Raw genomic sequence first — 17,553 nt, forward strand, 5'->3', positions numbered from 1 at the left:
GACGAAGCTGCTGAACAGCGGGTGCCCGTCACGCGGGTTGGAGGTGAACTCCGGGTGGAACTGGCAACCGACGAACCACGGGTGCTCGGGCAGCTCGATCATCTCCACCAGCCCGTCCTGCTCACTGCGACCGGATACCTTCAGACCAGCTCCCTGCAGCGTCGGCAGCAGACGCGGGTTGACCTCGTAGCGGTGACGGTGGCGCTCGACGACGCGTGCCTCGCCATAGATGCTGCGCGCCAGCGTGTCCTCACCGAGCTGACAGGCCTGTCCGCCAAGGCGCATGGTGCCGCCCTTGTCGGCGTCGGCGCCGCGTTGCTGCGTGCGCCCGCTGTCGTCCAGCCACTCGGTGATCAGCGCCACCACCGGGTGCGGGCTGGCCGGGTCGAACTCGGTGCTGTGGGCACCCTCCAGGCCGGCCACGTCACGGGCGAACTCGATCACCGCCACCTGCAGCCCGAGGCAAATGCCAAGGTACGGAATGCCGTGCGTGCGAGCGAAACGCACGGCGGCGATCTTGCCTTCCGTGCCGCGCTCGCCGAAACCGCCAGGCACCAGCACCGCGTCCATGTTGGCCAGCGCGCCGGTACCCTCGTTCTGCAGGGCCTCGGCATCCACGTAATGGACGTTGACCCGCGTGCGCGTGTGCGCCGCGGCGTGATCCAGCGCCTCGTTCAGCGACTTGTAGGAATCGGCCAACTCGACGTACTTGCCGACCAGGGCGATGTCCACCACCGCCGTCGGGTGCTCGAAATCGTGGATGTAGCGGTCCCAGGCCTCCAGGCGCGAGGTGCCAACCGGCAGATCGAGCCGGCGCACCACGAAATCGTCCAGCCCCTGGTCGTGGTAGTGGCGCGGGATCTTGTAGATGTTGTCCAGGTCCTCGGCCGAGATCACCGCCTCGCGCGGCACGTTGGTGAACAGCGCAATCTTGCGCCGCTCGTCCTCCGGCAGTGCCTGCTCGGTGCGGCACAGCAGCACGTCCGGGCGAATACCGATGGCCTGAAGTTCCTTGACCGAGTGCTGCGTCGGCTTGGTCTTGATCTCGCCGCTGGCACGCAAGTACGGCACCAGCGTCAGGTGCATGTACAGCACGTCGTCGTGCGGACGCTCCAGGCCCATCTGACGGATGGCCTCCAGAAACGGCAGCGACTCGATGTCACCCACCGTGCCGCCGACTTCCACCAGGGCCACGTCGGCGTCGCCGGCACCCTCGACGATGCAGCGCTTGATCTCGTCGGTGACGTGCGGAATGACCTGCACCGTGCGGCCCAGGTATTCGCCACGACGCTCCTTGCGCAGCACCCGCTCGTACACCTGGCCGGCGGTGAAGTTGTTGGCCCGCCGCATGGGCATGCGCCCGAAGCGCTCGTAGTGCCCGAGGTCCAGGTCGGTCTCGGCGCCATCGGCGGTGACGTACACCTCGCCGTGCTGAAACGGGCTCATGGTGCCCGGATCGACGTTCAGGTACGGATCGAGCTTGAGAAAAGTGACTCGGAGGCCGCGTGACTCCAGCAACGCGCCGATCGAGGCGGCGGCGATGCCCTTACCCAGGGAGGAGACCACGCCACCGGTAACGAAAATGTATTTCGGCATGCGCTACCAGACTGCGAAGAACCGCAAAAAAGCGGTCAAAAAGTATCAGATGCGCCCCGCCTGGACAATCGGCGCCGGCGCAATTCCCGCAACGCGGCAGCCGCCGAGGCGGTGTCCGCGTCAGGCGCGAAACGGGCCGCGGCATAGCTGTCCAGAAAGCGACGCGCGGCCTGCAGCCGCGCTGCCGACCACTGCGGCGGCAGGTTTTCGCGGTAGTCGGCCGGCGTCCACTGCGGGCGTTCCGGCAGACCCGAGGTACGCAGGAAGCCGCGCCACAGCCGCAGCCACTGGCGGCTCCTGCGCTGGCGCGGATCGACCCGCCGCAGGCGGCGATACTCGCGCACGAACAGCACCGCCAGCACCGCCAGGCCCGCCAGCAAGACCGCCTGCACCTGCGCATCGCTCAGCTCGACCTGCTGCCACCACACATCCAGGCGGGCCCGCAGGCGCTGCCAGAACCGTTCCAGCCGCCCACCGCCGTAGGGCGCCAGCACTGCATCGTAGTCCGGTGGCGTGGCATCCAGCGTATGCCAGCGGCCGGCACCGTCCTGCCATTCGGTCCAGGCATGGGCATCGCGTTCGCGCACCAGAAAAAGGCCTTCCCCCAGCGCCTCCGATATCCGGTACCCGGTTACCAGACGGCTGGGCACCCCGTTGGCGCGCAGGGCGAGCGCGGCCGCCGTGGCGTACCAGAAGCAGTGCGCCGGCTGGCGGTTCAGGAAAAAGTCCTTCAGCGGCGCCCGCCGATCGAGCCGGTAGTCCAGGCTGTAGCGGCGACTGCGCAGTTCATCGCCGATGCGCGCCGCGGTGTGCGCCGCGTCAGCGCCGCCGAGTTGACGTGCCGCCGCCTGCAACTCGGCGTCCCAGAACACCGGCAGCGCCAGCGTCGCCGGTTCGGCGGCGGACGATACCGGCAGGCCGCCGCCCGCGGCGCGCCAGCGGCGCTCGTCGCGGCCGGCGAACTTTCCGTCCAGCACACCGGCCGCGTCGAAAGCGAGGCCGCCGTCGGCCACCTCGACCCACCGCGTGCCCGGCGGCAGGAACAGCAGGTCGTCGCGGCGCAGACTGTGCACGGCCAGGCTCCAGGCCGAGGCACCGGCAGCCAGACGGTAGCGCTGGCGGCCGGCGTCGGTTTGCCGCGGCGCGGCCAGCGGCGCGGCGCTGGGCGTCTTCCACTCGTACTGAGCGTCCAGTGTCAGCAGACGGTTGCCGACCAGATACGGCGGCGGGCGGCCGTCGGCGACCCACACGCGCAGCACCGCCCGGCGCGCCGGGCGCAGCAGGCCTTCGGCGCGCAACCGTGCCAGGGGCGAGAAGCCGGTGGCGCCACGCGGCGCCGGCAGCGCGCTGATGACCGCACCCAGCACGGGCCGCTGCACCGCCTGCAGGGCGGCCTGCGACAGCGGCAGCACGACGGCTACCGGCAGCAACCAGGCGACACGCCAGATGGCGCGCGGCCCGCGCCGCGCCAGCAGCGGCGACAGCAGCGCACAGCCGGCTGCCAGCCACGGCAGCGCCTGCGCCAACACGCCGGCCGGCACCGGGCGCGGAATCAGCAGCGCCAACGCCAGCACCGCCAGCGCCAGCGTATCGCCGGGCGGATCCCCGACCCGGTCCACCCCCGGCGGCGGACGGCTGGCCAGCAACCAGACCATCAGCAACAGCCCCGCCAGCACCAGGCCGCCAAACACACTGAAGTCCACCGCCCAGGAAGCCGCCGGCACCAGGTCCACCAGCGCCATGTAACCAAGCAGGCCGCCGCTCACGAACACGATGAAGGCAAGCCCCGGCGTCGGCACCAGCGGCCGCCCCGGCAGGAGCCGGCCCACCAGCGCCAGCGGCACCGCCAGCGCGGCGAACAGCAACGCGGCACCCGGCAGCTGCATGGACAACAGCACGTGCGCACCGGCCGCGGCCACCGCCACCGCCAGCAGCCCGTCCACCCAGCGCATCAGCCGTGCACCTCGTGATTGCCGGGTGCCTCCGGCAGGCTGCGCCCGGCACCGCCGAGGCGAAACACCAGCACCAGCCGGCCGGCCGCGCGCCAGGCCGCCACCCGCGCCAGCAGCTCCGGCGAGGCGTCCTCGGTCACCAGCAGGTGCAGCCAGTCCGCCTGCAGCGGCGCGTCCGGCAGGCGGCAGCCGCGGGCCGGCGCGCACCCGGCCACGGCGCGCTGCAGCGCGGCCTCGTCGACCAGCGTCTGCCAGTCGTCGCCCAGGGCCAGCGCCTGCGGCGGCAACTGCGCCGCCCGGGCCTGGGCAGCGATCTCCAGCAGCAGGGCCAGGCGACGGTCCAGCGCCTTGCGATTGCGGGGCCGTGGCTGCCACGGCTCGAAACCGGCCACCGACGTGTCGCAACACAGAACGACACCGCGCGCCTGCAGCTGCACGCCGCCGTGGAACACGCGCGCCATCAGTTCGCCGCGGCGGGCACTGGCGCGATGATCGAGCCGGCTCGGCAGGTCGCCCGGCTGGTAGGGCCGCGAGTAGGCGTACTCGAAGGTGCCGTGACGCCGCGCGGCCTGGGTGCCGGCATGCAGACAGCGCGCCGCCAGATCGCGCAGCGGCGGCAGGGTCACGCGCAGCGGCGGCGGCAGTACGGCCACCTCCATCGGCTCCGCCACGCGCTGCGTGCTGCAGGTCACGAACAGCGGAAAGTAGCTGTGCGCGGCCAGCCCGGGCAGGCGCAGCAGCCCCCGCTCGCGCGGCACGAAGGCCACCTCGCACAGGGCGCTTTCGCCGGCAGGAAGATGCCCGATCAGCGTGCTCTGCGCCGCCGGCAACGCGCGCCAACCGGGCCCTCGCCATTCACGCAGCGACAGTTCCCGCGCCGCGCGCCGACCGACATTGACCACCCGCACGCGACCCCGGCACGGCCGCCCGGCGATGGCGGTGGCCTGCTCGAGCCGCGTCAGGTGCAGCCGTGGCCGCCACAGCCAGCCGATCAGCAGACTCAGCAGCACCACCGACAGCCCCGCTGCGGCCAGCCCCAGATCGAACCCCGGCTGACTGCGCCGTGACAGCAGCAACAGCGCGAAACTCGCCAGCAGCAGCACCCTGCCGAACGCGGTCAGACCATCGCGCAGGCCGCGCAGCGGCGCGCGCCAGCCACCGCGCCGCTCGGTCAGGCGCGGCACCAGGCGAAGTTCCAGCACCCAGCGCAGCAGCCGCCAGGCGTGCCGCGGCCACGGCTCGCCCGGGATTCGCAGCGGGCGGTCGGCGAGTTCCTTCATGGCAGCGCGCTGCCCGGCACTACGTAACGCTCCTCAGCGTGGCACCGGCACGTCCGCGGTCAGTGCATCCAGCAACGCGGCAGTGACGCGGCGGTCATGCTCGCGGCCCTGGCGCGGCAGCACGCGATGTCCCCACACCGGATGCAGCAGGGCACGCACGTCTTCCAGATGCACCGAGGCGCGGCCGTGCAGCAGCGCCCGCGCCCGCGCGGCCTCGGCCAGATGCATGGCGCCGCGCGGCGAGATGCCCAGCCGCACGCGCGCATCCTCCCGCGTGGCGCGCGCCAGATCGACCACGTAATGCGCCAGGTCCGGGTGCAGATACACCTCCCGTGCCTGCGCCCGCAGCGCCAGCAAACCGTCCGGGTCGAGCACCGCCTGCAGGGGCGGCGCGCTGCGGTACTCGCCCAGCAACGTGCGCTCGGCGGCGGCGTCCGGGTACCCCAGGCGGGTAGCGACCAGGAAGCGGTCCAGCTGCGCCTCCGGCAGCGGGTTGGTGCTGTCGAAATCGATCGGGTTCTGGGTGGCAATGACCGTGAACAGCGGCGACAGCGGGTAGGCCCGCCCATCGGCGCTGACCTGCCCCTCCTCCATCGCCTGCAGGAAGGCGGACTGGCTGCGCGTGGGCGCCCGGTTGATCTCGTCGGCCAGCAGCAGGTCGGTGAAGATCGGCCCCGCCACGAACTCGAAGCGGCCGTCGCCGGGGTGATAGACGCTGCCGCCGAGCACGTCCGCCGGCAACAGGTCGGACGTGAACTGCACGCGGTTGAAGGCGACCCCCAGCACCCGCGCCAGCCCCTTGGCCAGCGTGGTCTTGCCGACGCCGGGTACGTCCTCCAGCAGCACGTGCCCGCCGGCGAGCACCGCCACCAGCAACAGCTCCAGCACCGCCGGGTCGCCCAGCCAGACGCCAGCCAGCTGCTGACGCACCGCGTCCAGCTTCAGCTGCGCCTCGGCAGCGGTGTCCGTGGCGCGTCGGGGGGCGGCGCTGGTCATCGTGGAAACCTCGAAGCGGTGAACGGATACGGGGCCCCGGGCACGGTGCCGGCGCGGCACCCGGGTTCCCCTCACAGATTATCGGTCGCCCGGCGCGCTGATTGAATCCACACGACGGCTCGCGGCTGCCCCCGGGCCACCGTTACAGATAGGCCTACAGATAGGCCGCCATGCCGCCGTCGACGTCGAGCTGGGTGCCGGTCACGTAGCTGGCGGCGTCCGACGCCAGGAACAGCGCCACGTTGGCGACCTCGCGCACCTGCCCCACGCGCCCCATCGGCACACGGTAATCGGCGGCCGCGGCGCCCAGAAAGTCGGCGTAGCTGCCCTGGGACGGATCGTGCCAGGCCTGCCAGGCGGGTGTCTCGACCAGTCCAAGCCCGATGGCGTTGGCGCGGATGCCCTGCTGCGCGTGTTCCCTGGCCAGCAGTTTGGTGAAGGCAAGACAGCCGGCGCGCACCACGCTGGAGGCATAGAAGGTCATGTCCGGCTGACGGGCGAAGATGGCGTTGATGTTGACGATGCTGCCGCCGCCGCGGGCCCGCATCAGCGGCACCGCAGCGCGCGCGGTGCGGACCATGGCCAGCAGCTTGACGTCGAACTCCCGTTGCCACTGCGCGTCGCTGAGGCTGGCCAGCGTGCCGGACTCGGACGTGGCGGCGTTGTTGACCAGCACGTCGACGCCGCCGAAGCGGCTGTTGGCCTCGGCCATCAGCCGCTCGACGTCTTCCGCCTTGCCGACATCGGCCGCCATGCCGGCGATGCGCTCACCGTGCGCGGCGCGCCACGTGTCGACTTGCGCGTTCAGTCCCGCGCCGTCGCGGGCGCAGGTGAGCACGCTGGCGCCGGCTTCCAGAAACGCCTGCGTGATGCCGTGGCCGATGCCCTGCCGGCCGCCGGTGACGACGGCGACCTTGCCCCTCAGATCGATTTCCATGACGGCCTCCGCTTACTTGAGTCCGGTCCAGACGGTCTTGACCTCGGTGTACATGGCAATGCCCTCCTCGCCGTTCTCGCGGCCCAGGCCGGACATCTTGTAGCCGCCGAACGGCGCCGCCGGGTCCATGATGCCGTAGGCGTTGATGTACACCGTGCCGGCCTTGATGGCGCGCGCCACGCGGTGCGCGCGACCGAGGTTCTGGGTCCACATGCCGGCGGCCAGGCCGAACTGGGTATCGTTGGCCAGGGCCAGCACGTCCGCCTCGTCCTCGAACGGGATCACCGACAGCACCGGGCCGAAGATCTCCTCCTGTGCCACGCGCATGTCGTTGCGCACGCCGGCCAGCACGGTCGGCTGGTAGAAGTAGCCGCCGCCGGCGACCTCGGCCGGGCCGCCGCCGGCCACCACCCGGGCCCCTTCGCTGACGCCGAGCTTCACGTACTCGTCCACACGCTTCCAGTGCTGCTCGGACACCAGCGCGCCGATGCGCGTGTCCTCGGCGAAGGGATCGCCCACCTTCATGCGCGCGGCGGACTGCGACGCCGCCTCGAGCGCCTGCTCGTACAGCGGCTTTTCGACGAACAGGCGCGAGCCGGCAATGCACACCTCGCCCTGGTTGTAGAAGATGGCGGCGCCGATGGCGCGCATGGCGGACTTCAGGTCCGCGTCGCCGAAGATGATGTGCGGCGACTTGCCGCCCAGCTCCAGGCTGACGCGCTTCAGCGTGCCGGCCGCCTGGCGCATGATGTGCTGACCGGTGCGCGTGGAACCGGTGAAGGCCACCTTGTCCACGTCCGGATGGTTGATCAGCGCCTCGCCGGCCTCGCCGCCGAAGCCCGACACGATGTTGACCACGCCCGGCGGGAAACCCGCCTCGTTGAGCAGATTGCCCAGGTACAGCGCCGTCAGCGGCGTCTGCTCGGCCGGTTTCAGCACCACCGTGTTGCCGGCGGCCAGCGCCGGTGCCAGCTTCATCACCGCCATGAACAGCGGGAAGTTCCACGGCACGATCTGGCCGATGACGCCAATCGGCTCGCGCAGCGTGTAGGTCAGGAACGGCCCGCGCACCGGCACCGTCTCACCGCGCAGCTTGCTCGGCCAGCCGGCGTAGTAGTGCAGCGTCTGCACGGACATGGGCAGGTCCACCTTGCGCGCATCGCCGAACGGCTTGCCGGTGTCGTACGTTTCCAGCGCCGCCAGCGCCTCGGCGTTGTGTTCGATCAGATCCGCCAGGCGGTGCAGCAGCCGCTCGCGGTCGCCGGCCGCCATGCCGGCCCAGGCGTCCGACTCGAAGGCCGCCCGGGCCGCGGCCACGGCGCGGTCGACATCCGCCGCCGTGCCCCTGGCCACCGTGCCCAGCGACTGGCCGGTGGCCGGGTTGATGTTGTCGAAGCGGGCGCCATCGGCAGCGTCCTGGTAATCGCCGTTGATGAACAGGCGCGTCGGCGCGCTGAGTTTCTCGAACGCAATCATGGGCGGTCTCCTCGTGATTTGAATGGGTCAGGTCGATGGCTGGTGCAGCGAGGCTAAGGATGCCCCGGCCACCGGGCAAGCACCCCTGGGCGTGCCCGGTGAGGCCCGTCGCGGGCCGGCACCGCAACGGGCGCGTCGCAACCGGGCCGGATGCCCGGTTCGTGCACGATCAGTGCGCCTCGTCCCAGTTGGTCCCGATGCCGGTCTCGACCTCCAGCGGCACGTCGAGCGGGTTGTCGGCGCTCATCAGCGCGACCACTTCGTCCCGCACCGCCGCGACACCGTCGCGCGGCACCTCGAACACCAGTTCATCGTGCACCTGCATGATCATGCGCGCCGGTTCGCCACTGTCCCGCAGCCAGCGGTCGATGCGGATCATGGCCAGCTTGATCAGGTCCGCCGCCGTGCCCTGCATGGGCGCGTTGATGGCCGTGCGCTCGGCGTACTGGCGGCGCTGCGCGTTGCCGGCGCGGATGTCCGGCAGGTACAGGCGGCGCCCGAACACGGTCTCGACGTAACCACGCTCGCGCGCCTGCTCACGCGTCGCGTCCATGTAGGCGCGCACGCCGGGGTAGCGTTCGAAGTACTGATCCACGTAGCGCTGCGCGGCGCCGCGGTCGATGTTGAGCTGCTGCGCCAGGCCGAAGGCCGACATGCCGTAGATGAGGCCGAAGTTGATGGCCTTGGCGGCACGCCGCTGCTCGGCGCTGACGCCGTCGGCACCGACGCCGAAGATCTCGCCGGCGGTGGCGCGGTGCACGTCGGCACCCTCGGCGAACGCGCGCCGCAGGCCGGCGTCGCCGGACAGGTGCGCCATGATGCGCAGTTCGATCTGCGAATAGTCGGCCGCCAGCAGCACGCACCCTTCGGGCGCGATGAACGCCTGGCGGATGCGCCGCCCCTCGGCGGTGCGCACCGGAATGTTCTGCAGGTTCGGGTCCGACGAGGACAACCGGCCGGTCGAGGCCACCGCCTGGTGATAGGACGTGTGCACGCGCCCGGTGGCCGGATTCAGCTGCGCCGGCAGCTTGTCGGTGTAGGTGGAGCGCAGCTTGGAAAGCCCCCGGTGCTCCAGGATCACGCGCGGCAGCGGATAGTGCAGCGCCAGCTCCTGCAGCACGTCCTCGGCGGTCGAAGGCTGGCCCTTGGGCGTGCGACCGAGCACCGGCAGCTTCTGTTCGTCGTAGAGAATCTGCTGGATCTGCAGCGGCGAGCCGAGGTTGAACGGCCGGCCGGCCAACTCGTGCGCCTGTGCCTCCAGACGCTGCATGGATTCGGCCAGTTCGGCGCTTTGCCGGCGCAGCAACGCGGCATCGATCAGCACGCCGTGGCGTTCGATGCGCGAGAGCACCGGCAACAGCGGCATCTCGATGGTCTCGAACACCCGCCGCAGGGCCGGCTCGGCCTCGATCTGCGGCCAGAAATGCCGGTGCAGGCGCAGCGTCACGTCGGCGTCCTCGGCCGCGTAGCGGGCGGCGGTGTCGATGTCCACCTGGTTGAACGTGAGCTGCTTCTTGCCGCTGCCGGCCACCTCCTTGAAGGTGATGGGGGTGTGGCCCAGGTGCCGGGCCGACAGCGTGTCCATGTGGGGCCGGCTGGCGGTGCTGTCGAGCACGTAGGACTCGAGCATGGTGTCGAAGGCCGGGCCGGCCACGCCGATGCCATGCTGGGCCAGCACGGTGTAGTCGAACTTGAAACCCTGACCGACCACGCGGGACGGCGCGGCCTCCAGCAGCGGCTTCAGGCGCCCGAGAACGGTCTCGGCGGACAACTGCTCCGGCGCGCCGGGGCCGTCATGACCGACCGGCACGTAGGCGGCCTGCCCTGGCTCACAGGCAAACGACACGCCGACCACGCGGGCCGTCACGGCATCGAGCGAATCGGTTTCCAGATCGAAGGCGAACACCCCGGCGGCGGCCAGGCGTTCGCACCAGCGATCCAGCGCGGCGGCATCGAGCACCGTTTCGTAGGCGTCGCGGTCGATGCCCGGCGCCGCGCTGTCGCCGGGCGCATCGGCCGCCGGGCCGCCGGGCGCGCCCTCCTCCAGCTCTTTCAGCCAGGACTTGAACTCGAGCTCGCCCAGCAGCCGGCGCAGGGTGTCCACGTCCGGCGCGCCGCGGTTCAGGTTGTCCGGATCGATGTCCAGCGCCACGTCGCAGCGCACCGTCGCCAGCTCGCGGTACAGCGGCAACTGCTCCAGGGTGGCGCGCAGGTTCTCGCCCACCTTGCCGCCGATGTCGTCTGCGTGCGCCATCACGTCGTCGAGCGACCCGTACTGCTGCAGCCATTTGGCGGCCGTCTTGGGGCCCACCTTGGGCACGCCCGGAATGTTGTCCACGGTATCGCCGGTCAGGGCCAGGAAGTCGGCGATCAGCGCCGGCGGCACGCCGAACTTGTCCTCGACACCGGCCACGTCGAGCACCGTGTTGCTCATGGTGTTGACCAGGCGCACGTGGGCGTCCACCAGCTGCGCCAGGTCCTTGTCGGCGGTGGAGATCAGCACCTGCTCGCCACGGCCGGCAGCGCGCCGCGCCAGGGTGCCGATCACGTCGTCGGCCTCCACGCCGTCGACCACCAGCAGCGGCAGGCCCAGCGCCCGCACCAGGTCCTGCGTCGGGGCGATCTGCACCGCCAGGTCGTCCGGCATCGGCGGCCGGTTGGCCTTGTACTCGGCGAAGCTCTCATGGCGAAACGTCGGCCCCTTGGCGTCGAACACCACCGCGATGTGCGCGTCCGGGTACTCGCGCTCGAGCCGGCGCAGCATGTTGATGACGCCGTAGGTCACACCGGTCGGCCGCCCCTGGGTGTTGGTCAGCGGCGGCAGCGCGTGGAAGGCGCGAAACAGGTAGGACGAGCCGTCCACCAGGACGACGAGCGGCGATTCGGGCATGGCAGGACGGGCACGCGAAAGGGACAGGGAACCGGCGCCGGCAGTGTAGCGCAGCGCCCGGCGGACGCCGGACGCGCCCCCCGGCGATGCTATGCTGTCAGCCGGTTTTGCCGTCTTTATTCTGGAGTTCGAGCCATGCGCCGCATGCTGCTGATCGGCTTGTTTTGGGGGGCAGCGGCGCAGGCCGCCGGGCAGGCGCCGCCGGCCGGCACGGACGCCCCGCCCGAAATGCAGGTTCCACCCCCGCGCACTACCCCGGCCACCGACCCGAACGAGGTGCCGCCGGAACTGCGCGTGGCACCGCAGGAAGGTGACGCGCCGTCGCCGGAAGTCACCATCAAGCGCGATGCCAAGGGCACACGCGAGGAATACGCGATCAACGGCCAGGTCTACATGGTCAAGGTAATCCCGGCTGTCGGCCCCGCCTACTACCTGGTCGACCCCACCGGCCAGGGTGAATTCAGCCAGCAGATCAACGACATCAAGAACCCGCCGCCAGTGCCGCGCTGGGTGCTTCTGCGCTGGTAGTCGGGAGGCTGCGTGTCGGTCTATACCCGGGTCGAGGCGGCCGAGGTGGTCGCCTTTCTGCGCGATTACGCCGTCGGTGAACTGCTGGAACTGCACGGCATCGCCGACGGCATCGAGAACACCAACTACTTCGTCACCACCAGCGGCGGGCGTTTCGTGCTGACGCTGTTCGAGCGGCAAGCCGACAGCGAGCTCGAATACTTCCTGGAACTGATGGTGGTCCTGGCCGACCACGGCCTGGCCTGCCCGCGGCCGATCATGGCCGATGACGGCACGTACCTGCGTCACCTGGCCCAGCGCCCGACCGTGCTGGTGGAACGCCTGGCCGGCCGCGCCATCGAGCACCCCTCGGTGGCCCAGTGCGCCGCGGTAGGCGGCGCGCTGGGGCGCATCCACCGCATCGGCCGTCACGTGCACCGCCGCCGCGCCAACGAGCGCGGGCCGGCGTGGTGGCGCTTCACCGCCGATGCGCTGCGCGCTGTCCTGGATGCCGAGGCGATGGCCCTGATCGACACGGAAATCGCCTTCCAGACGGCCCTGGATACCGAACGTCTGCCGCGCGGCGTGATCCACGCCGACCTGTTCCGCGACAACGTGCTGTTCGAGGGCGAGCAGCTGAGCGGCGTGATCGACTTCTACGCCGCCTGCAACGACATCCTGCTGTACGACGTCGCCATCTGCCTGAACGACTGGTGCATCGGTGCCGACGGCGACTTCGACGACGCCCGTGCCCGTGCCTTCCTGGCCGCCTACGCCGAGAGCCGCCCCTGGGCCAGCGGCGAGACCGACGCGCTGCCTGCCATGTTGCGTGCAGCCGCGTTGCGGTTCTGGCTGTCGCGCCTGTACGACCTGCACTTCCCGCGGGCCGGCGAGATCACCCACATCAAGGATCCGGCGCACTTCGAGCGCATCCTGCGCCGGCGCATTGCCGAGCCGCAGCGGGCGCAGGCGATCCTGCCGGCCTGATGCCATGAGCACGCTGTCGCGCCTGGCGCCACACCTGTGGATCAACGTGGCCTGCATCATCTGGGCCGGCAACATGACCGTTGGCCGGGCGCTGCGCGAACACATCGGCCCCGGCATGATCGTCACCCTGCGCGGCGTGGTGTCGCTGCTGCTGCTGGTAGTGCTCGTGCGCCTGCTGCGCAGCGGCAACGAGCCGCCCCTGCGCAAGGACTTCTGGCGCCTGTGCTTCATGGCCGCCAGCGGCGTGGCCGGCTACCAGGGGCTGCTGTACCTGGGCCTGCGGTACACGGACGCGATCAATGCCGCGCTGATGAACTCGGCCGGGCCGCTGGTGGCCATGACCATGGCCTGGCTGGCGCTGGGCACCGTGGTGCGCCCGGTACAGTGGATGGGCGCCCTGCTGTCGCTGGTCGGCATCGCCGTGATCCTGTCCGGTGGCAGTTTCGAGCAACTGAAGGCCATCCAGTTCAACGTCGGCGACCTGATCATGCTGGCGGGCGTGGTCATGTGGGCCGCCTACTCGGTGGTCGGTCGCGGCGTCATGCGGTCACGCTCGGTACTGTCGGTGACCGCCGTCACCTCGGCGATGTCGCTGCTGATGGTGACGCCCTGGGGCCTGTGGGAAGTGTCCACGGCAACGCCCCAGCTGACCCCGGCCGTGTGGGCGGGGCTCGCCTACATGGGCATCTTCGTCGGTGTTGGCGCGCTGATGGCCTGGAACTACGGCGTCAAGTCGGTCGGCCCGGCCGAGGCCATGGCGTTCATGAACATGACCCCACTGTACGCGGTGCTGATGTCCACGCTGCTGCTGCACGAGCCGATGCGCGACCACCAGCTGGCCGGCGCGGTGCTGGTGGTCGGCGGTAGCCTGCTGGCAGCACTCGGCCCACAATGGCTCGCCCGGCGCGCCGCGCCCGAATCCCCTTCGTGAGGTGAAGCGCATGGACAGTCTGTACGGAAAAACGCTCTTCATCACCGGCGCCTCGCGCGGTATTGGCAAGGCCATCGCACTGCGCGCGGCCGAGGACGGCGCCAACATCATCGTCGCCGCCAAAACCGCCGAGCCACATCCGAAACTGCCCGGCACCATCCACACCGCGGCGCAGGAAATCCGGGATGCCGGCGGCCAGGCGCTGCCCCTGGTAGTGGATGTGCGTGACGAGGGGGCGGTCGAGACTGCCGTCGCCGAGGCGGCCGAACGCTTCGGCGGCATCGACATCCTGGTCAACAACGCCTCGGCCATTTCCCTGACCGGCACACTCGAAACGCCGGTACGGCGCTTCGACCTGATGTTCGACGTCAACGTGCGTGGCAGCTGGGTCACCGCCCGCGCCTGCCTGCCGCACCTGCTCAAGGCCGAGAATCCGCACGTTTTGACCCTGTCGCCACCGCTGAACTTCGAACCGCGCTGGCTGGCCCCGCACGGCGCCTACACGCTGAGCAAGTACGGCATGAGTCTGCTGACGCTGTCGCTGGCGGAGGAGTTCCGCGACCGAGGCGTGGCGGCCAACGCGCTGTGGCCGCGCACGGTCATCGCCACCTCGGCCATCGAGATGCTGCCCGGCATCGAGCCCGGCCGCTGCCGACGCCCGGAGATCGTTGCCGACGCCGCGCACTGGATTCTCACCCGACCGAGCCGCGACTGCACCGGCAACTTCTTCATCGACGAGGCGGTCCTGGCGCAGGCCGGCGTCACCGACCTCGACCTCTACGCCGTCGACCCCGAGCAGCCGCTGGAAGCCGACCTGTTCGTCGACTGAACCGCGCCGGTCAGGCCCTCCACAGGCCGGCCGACGCTGCCGCGAACAGCGCCGCGTAATCGGCCAAAATGCCACGGCTGCGGCCGAGCACCGCACTGTCCAAGCACTTCATGGACGCACCTCGCCACTGAATGTCCCCGTGTCAGGCTAAAGACTGGCGCCCTTGAAAGGAATTCATCTTTCCTGATTGCGTCCATTGCAATCAGCCATCGATACCGGGCACGCCCGGGCGACCCACACAGTGGTATTCAAAGCCCGCCTGCGCCATGCGCCCTGGATCATAGATGTTGCGCAGGTCGACCACGACGCGGCCCTCCATGCGCCGCTTCAACTCTTCCAGGTCCAGGCCCCGGTACTCGTTCCACTCGGTCAACAGCACCAGCGCATCGGCACCTTCGACCGTGCTGTAGGGGTCTTCGCAATAATCCACCGCGCTCGGCAGCAGCCCGCGAGCCTCGGGCACACCCTTGGGATCGTGCGCGCGAATCCGGGCGCCACGGTCCAGCAACGGCGGCAGGATGGCCAGCGCCGGGGCTTCGCGCATGTCGTCCGTGTTCGGCTTGAAGGTGAGGCCCAGCACGGCGATGGTCTTGCCCGCCTCGCTGCCGCCGAGCGCGCGACGGATCTTGAGCACCATGCGCGCCTTCTGGGCGGCGTTGACCTCGACCACCGCCTCGACGATGCGCGACGGCGCGCCCGCCTCCTGCGCCAGCCGGATCAGCGCCAGCGTGTCCTTGGGAAAGCACGAGCCACCGAAGCCCGGCCCCGGATGCAGGAACTTGCGCCCGATGCGGCCATCGAGCCCGATGCCGCGCGCCACGTCGTGCACGTCGGCGCCGGCCTGCTCGCACAGCTGCGCCATCTCGTTGATGAAGCTGATCTTGGTCGCCAGGAAGGCATTGGCGGCGTACTTGATCAGCTCGGCCGTCTCCAGCCCGGTGACGACGATCGGTGTCTCGATCAGGTTCAGCGGCCGATACAGCTCGCGCAGCAGGGCTTCGGCCCGCTCGCTCTCGACCCCCAGCACCACCCGGTCCGGACGCATGAAGTCGCCGATGGCGGCACCCTCGCGCAGGAACTCCGGATTCGAGGCAACGTCGAAATCGGCCGTCGGATTGGCCTCCCGCACGATGCGCCCGACCTGCCGCGCGGTCCCCAGCGGCACGGTCGACTTGTCGACGATCACCGTATAGCCGGACAGATGCGCCGCCACCTGGCGCGCCGCGGCGTAGACATAACTCAGGTCGGCGTGGCCGTCCCCGTGGCGGCTCGGCGTCCCGACGGCAATGAACACCAGGTCGGCCTCGCGCACCGCCGCCGGCAGGTCGGTCGTGAACTGCAAGCGCCCGGCGGCGACGTTGCGGGCCACCAGTTCGTCGAGACCCGGCTCGTAGATGGGAATCTCGCCGGCGCGCAGGCGCTCGATCTTGCCCGGGTCGATGTCCACGCACACCACTTCCGCGCCGAAGTCGGCAAAGCAGGCGCCAGACACCAGGCCGACATAGCCGGTACCGATCATGACCACATTCATACAGACCCGCACTCCGCTGCTTGGGGGCTCGACGCCGGGCACATGCCCCGTAGTCGCCGCGCCCGCTACGGTACAGTAACGGCTCTGGGAGGAGCCGCCACGCCATGCCTGAACCCGCCGACCGCTTCACTCGCCTGCGGGCCTTCGAGAAAGCGCTCTACCACTGCGCCACGTGCAACTATTGTGCCGTCGCTGTGTGGCAGGAACGTGGCATCGACGGCGTGTGCGCCACCCTGCAGGCACATTCGCCAGCGGCTTCCTACTCGGGCAAGGGCTATCTGGCCACCGCCCGCGCGCTGCTGGAAGGCGAACCGCTGGACCTGACGACGGTCGCCGAACGCGCCTTCGCCTGCACCACCTGCGGCAACTGCGAGGCGGTCTGTCCCATCGGCATGCCGCCGACCGCGGCGGTCAAGGCGCTGCGGGCGGAGCTGGTGGAACAGGATCGGGCCCCGACGGACGCCGTGGCGGTGCGCGATGCCGTGCTGACCGGGCAGAACCCCTGGGGCTTTGCCGCCGCGCAGGGCGCGGACTGGCAGTTCGGCCTGGTGCCGCACCCGCAACCCGACCTGTGGCTGCTGCCCGGCTGCGCCGCCGTCCACCGCCAGCCCGGCGAGGCGCGGGCGGCCGCCCAGCTGCTGACGGTGATCGGCCATGACGTCGCCTGGCCACAGCACACCGTGTGCTGCGGAGCTCCCCTGGCGGCGCTGGGCTTCGAGCAGGCCGAAACGCAGCAGGCGCGGGCCTTCGCCGACACCGTGCCGGCCAACGTGCCGATGGCCGTGCTCGGAGGTGACTGCCTGGCCCACCTGAGCGCCGCCGACACCGCACCGCATTCGGTGCTGCAGCTGCTGCACGCCGCCCTGCACGACGGCCGCCTGGCGGTGGCGCCGCGCGGCGACTCGCCGCCGCCGCAGGTGGTGGCGGTGCAGGACAGCTGCCACCTCAGCAAGCCCCATCACGGGCTTGAGCCGCTCGACGCGCCGCGCCTGCTGCGCGAGGTGCTGGCGGTCCTCGGCTGCGAGGTGGCGCAGAACACCGCCGCGCCGCGCCACGCCGTGTGCTGCGGTGCCGCCGGCGGCATGGCGCAGCTGCATGAGAACGCGGCCCGGCGCATGGCCGCCGCCTGCCTGGCCGGCGCCGAGCGCTACGGCGCCGAGGCGCTGATCACCGCCAGCCCGCTGTGTGGCGGCCATCTGGCGCTGACCGCGGCCGGGCAGCTGCCGGTGTACGGCATCTGCGAGTTCATCGCCGCCCACTACGCCGTGGCGGGGCCCGAGGAGTGAGCTGGCAGGATGAGATCCGCGCGCTGCTGCCCGCCGGCCTGGCCTGGCACGAGCCGGTCGACACCCTCGCCTACCGGCGCGACACCTCCATCGTTGCACCCGGCCACCCGGACCTGGTGGTGCGCCCCCTGGACGCGCCCGGTATCGGCCGCGTGCTGGCCGCCGCCAGCCGGCTGAACGTGCCGGTCTACAGCCGCGGCGCCGGCTCCATGTACGCCGGTGGCGTGAACCCGCACGCCGGCGGACTGGTGATGGACCTGGGCGGACTCGACCGCATCCTGGACATCGACACCGTCAAGGGCGTGGTGGTGCTGGAACCGGGTGTCACCTTTGGCGCCCTGCTGGCGGCGCTGGA

At 70.7% G+C, this 17,553-nt stretch carries 14 protein-coding genes; 6 read left to right on the top strand and 8 right to left on the bottom strand.

Annotated elements, in window-relative coordinates; all coding sequences use genetic code 11:
• From ABYX71_RS05050 to polA, 7 genes are all read right to left on the bottom strand, one after another.
• On the bottom strand, positions 1-1,596 hold a 1,596-nt coding region (locus ABYX71_RS05050; protein WP_372695415.1), incomplete at its 3' end, for a CTP synthase.
• Between the two features lie 35 nt (positions 1,597-1,631).
• A complete protein-coding gene (locus tag ABYX71_RS05055; protein WP_372695416.1) occupies positions 1,632-3,548 on the bottom strand; it encodes a transglutaminase domain-containing protein in 1,917 nt (638 codons plus the stop codon).
• Positions 3,548-4,828 (bottom strand): DUF58 domain-containing protein, encoded by a 1,281-nt coding sequence (locus ABYX71_RS05060; protein WP_372695417.1) that lies wholly within the window; start codon positions 4,826-4,828, stop codon positions 3,548-3,550. The genes ABYX71_RS05055 and ABYX71_RS05060 overlap by 1 nt, the downstream gene beginning before the upstream one ends.
• A gap of 33 nt (positions 4,829-4,861) precedes the next feature.
• Complete coding sequence (locus ABYX71_RS05065) at positions 4,862-5,824, bottom strand: AAA family ATPase (RefSeq protein WP_372695418.1); 963 nt, start codon at positions 5,822-5,824, stop codon at positions 4,862-4,864.
• A 154-nt stretch (positions 5,825-5,978) separates the two neighbouring features.
• A complete protein-coding gene (locus ABYX71_RS05070; protein ID WP_372695419.1) occupies positions 5,979-6,761 on the bottom strand; it encodes an SDR family NAD(P)-dependent oxidoreductase in 783 nt (260 codons plus the stop codon).
• 12 nt (positions 6,762-6,773) lie between these two features.
• Positions 6,774-8,237 carry an aldehyde dehydrogenase family protein gene (locus ABYX71_RS05075; protein WP_372695420.1) on the bottom strand — a complete coding sequence of 488 codons (1,464 nt, stop codon included), beginning with the start codon at positions 8,235-8,237 and terminating at the stop codon, positions 6,774-6,776.
• A 169-nt stretch (positions 8,238-8,406) separates the two neighbouring features.
• Positions 8,407-11,127, bottom strand: coding sequence for a DNA polymerase I (gene polA, locus ABYX71_RS05080; protein WP_372695421.1), 2,721 nt, complete (start codon positions 11,125-11,127; stop codon positions 8,407-8,409).
• A 135-nt stretch (positions 11,128-11,262) separates the two neighbouring features.
• On the opposite strand from polA, the gene ABYX71_RS05085 reads away from it, so the two are divergent.
• Genes ABYX71_RS05085 through ABYX71_RS05100 form a run of 4 tightly spaced genes read left to right on the top strand, consistent with a single transcriptional unit; the run spans position 11,263 to position 14,381 of the window.
• Entirely contained in the window at positions 11,263-11,655 is a 393-nt protein-coding gene (locus ABYX71_RS05085) for a DUF2782 domain-containing protein (RefSeq protein WP_372695422.1), read from the top strand.
• Between the two features lie 12 nt (positions 11,656-11,667).
• On the top strand, positions 11,668-12,621 hold the full coding sequence (locus tag ABYX71_RS05090; protein ID WP_372695423.1) for a homoserine kinase: 954 nt from the start codon (positions 11,668-11,670) through the stop codon (positions 12,619-12,621).
• Positions 12,622-12,625: 4 nt separating this feature from the next.
• Entirely contained in the window at positions 12,626-13,552 is a 927-nt protein-coding gene (locus ABYX71_RS05095; RefSeq protein ID WP_372695424.1) for a DMT family transporter, read from the top strand.
• A 10-nt stretch (positions 13,553-13,562) separates the two neighbouring features.
• A complete protein-coding gene (locus ABYX71_RS05100; protein WP_372695425.1) occupies positions 13,563-14,381 on the top strand; it encodes an SDR family oxidoreductase in 819 nt (272 codons plus the stop codon).
• Positions 14,382-14,583: 202 nt separating this feature from the next.
• On the opposite strand, the gene ABYX71_RS05105 is transcribed toward ABYX71_RS05100, so the two are convergent.
• Positions 14,584-15,912, bottom strand: a complete 1,329-nt coding sequence (locus ABYX71_RS05105; protein ID WP_372695426.1) for a UDP-glucose/GDP-mannose dehydrogenase family protein — start codon at positions 15,910-15,912, stop codon at positions 14,584-14,586.
• A 104-nt stretch (positions 15,913-16,016) separates the two neighbouring features.
• Between ABYX71_RS05105 and ABYX71_RS05110 the strand changes: the two genes are divergently transcribed.
• Complete coding sequence (locus ABYX71_RS05110; RefSeq protein WP_372695427.1) at positions 16,017-17,198, top strand: (Fe-S)-binding protein; 1,182 nt, start codon at positions 16,017-16,019, stop codon at positions 17,196-17,198.
• Positions 17,195-17,553 (top strand): FAD-binding oxidoreductase (locus tag ABYX71_RS05115; RefSeq protein WP_372695428.1); only part of this gene is annotated, 359 nt, incomplete at its 3' end. The genes ABYX71_RS05110 and ABYX71_RS05115, both read left to right, overlap by 4 nt.

The organism is Immundisolibacter sp. (assembly GCF_041625615.1).
GTDB lineage: Bacteria > Pseudomonadota > Gammaproteobacteria > Immundisolibacterales > Immundisolibacteraceae > Immundisolibacter.